General features: G+C 35.5%; 2 protein-coding genes. One reads left to right on the forward strand and one right to left on the reverse strand.

Annotation, left to right across the window (positions count from 1 at the left end):
* Positions 1 to 842 (forward strand): cell envelope integrity TolA family protein (locus BHECKSOX2_RS06755; protein ID WP_483444631.1); only part of this gene is annotated, 842 nt, incomplete at its 5' end.
* Positions 843 to 999: 157 nt separating this feature from the next.
* On the opposite strand, the gene BHECKSOX2_RS06760 is transcribed toward BHECKSOX2_RS06755, so the two are convergent.
* Complete coding sequence (locus tag BHECKSOX2_RS06760) at positions 1,000 to 1,374, reverse strand: ATPase, T2SS/T4P/T4SS family (RefSeq protein WP_180323702.1); 375 nt, start codon at positions 1,372 to 1,374, stop codon at positions 1,000 to 1,002.
* Positions 1,375 to 1,569: the final 195 nt, after the last annotated feature.

Raw genomic sequence — 1,569 nt, forward strand, 5'->3', positions numbered from 1 at the left:
TTGCAAAGGCTGATTATTATGCCGAAATCGCTGAAACCGCTATTGAAAATGCCGATAAAGACGCTCGAGCTGCCGAAGTCGCTGTTGCAAATGCCAATGAAACTGCTCAAGTTGCTAAACGCGACGGAGATGCTGACGCTATTGCAAAGGCTGATTATTATGCCAAAATTGCCAAAGACGCTATTGTAAAAGCTGATGCTTCTGCTGAAATTGCCGAAAGTGCTATTGAAAATGCCAATGAAACTGCTCAAGTTGCTAAAAGTGCTATTGTAAAAGCTGATGCTTCTGCTGAAATTGCCGAAAGTGCTATTGAAGATGCTAATGAAGCTGCTCAAATTGCTAAAAGTATCATTGAAAATGCCAATAAAACTGCTCAAATCGCTGACGATGCTGATGCTACTGACACTGCTCAAATCACTGACGATATTGTTGATGTTGTCGATGCTATTGACGATGCTATTGACACTCAAGAAGATTCAGGTACTATACATAAACTAGATGAAGTTACCGGCACAAGTGATAAAGGCAATGGTAGTAATTACTTTTACTTTGGCAAAGACACTGGAAAAGGAATCAACTTTACTGATGTTTTTATCAGCAATGATATTGATGATATCTTGATTGTTCAATATACAGAAGGAACTCAGTATATTGACGAACCACATGCTAATGGATTTTTAGGGAATGCTACTTTGGAAAAAGTCCCAACAACTTTAACAACTGATCTCGAGCTAGCACCTGTTGAATTTTTCGAGCCAGCACCTGTTAAATTTTGTGGAAATTCTTATGTACATATGGATGTTTATGTGGATATGGATGTGCAAGACTTAACTATTCTATAGTAATTGACTAGCTTTAGAGCTCCTAAAAACCCCGGTACAATTTATGAAGCGCATAAATTGTACCGGGGTTTTTTGGTATCTGTAGATGTCATATTTCACCATGCAAAACTACCCACTAAAAATTAAAACGAGACCCCTGCATTAGCCCCAGTATGATTTAGGAAATACAATTAAGCAAATTTTCGTCAATGCCGTCAATGATAAGTTTTTGTTTTTTTTCAACCAGCGTTATGCGATTTTTTTGTCTCAAATCACAAGCATTTAAAGTGAGCTGTGAATTATGATCTAACGCTTGATTTAAAATGTTTTTCACTTTTTGATCTACTTCTAATGCCTCGTAAAGGCAATATTTTTTTTTATTAGTAATATGTATTAAGTGCTGTGCAACAATACCTTGTAGTGATTGAACTAACAACTCATCACCTTGGTCGTTTAAAAAACCCCATAGTCTTGATATTGCTTCTTTAATGCTAGATGCGTGTAGCGTAGCTAGTACTCTATGACCATTGAGACCCGCTCTGACTGCCTCCAATGGTACTGTAATTTCTTTTCTGTAAATTCAACGTGAACACTTTTTAAATATTTGTTATTTTTTGCTTGCAAAAAAATCAAACAATAAAAAGAGACTTTTGCATAACTCATAATTCTCCACCCTAATTTCAATTTTTAGATTTTTTCAAAAATATTTTCAAAACTACCTGTATTTTTTTCATAAAGTCCAAAAAAA

The organism is thiotrophic endosymbiont of Bathymodiolus puteoserpentis (Logatchev) (genome assembly GCF_900127505.1).
Classification (GTDB): Bacteria; Pseudomonadota; Gammaproteobacteria; order PS1; family Pseudothioglobaceae; genus Thiodubiliella.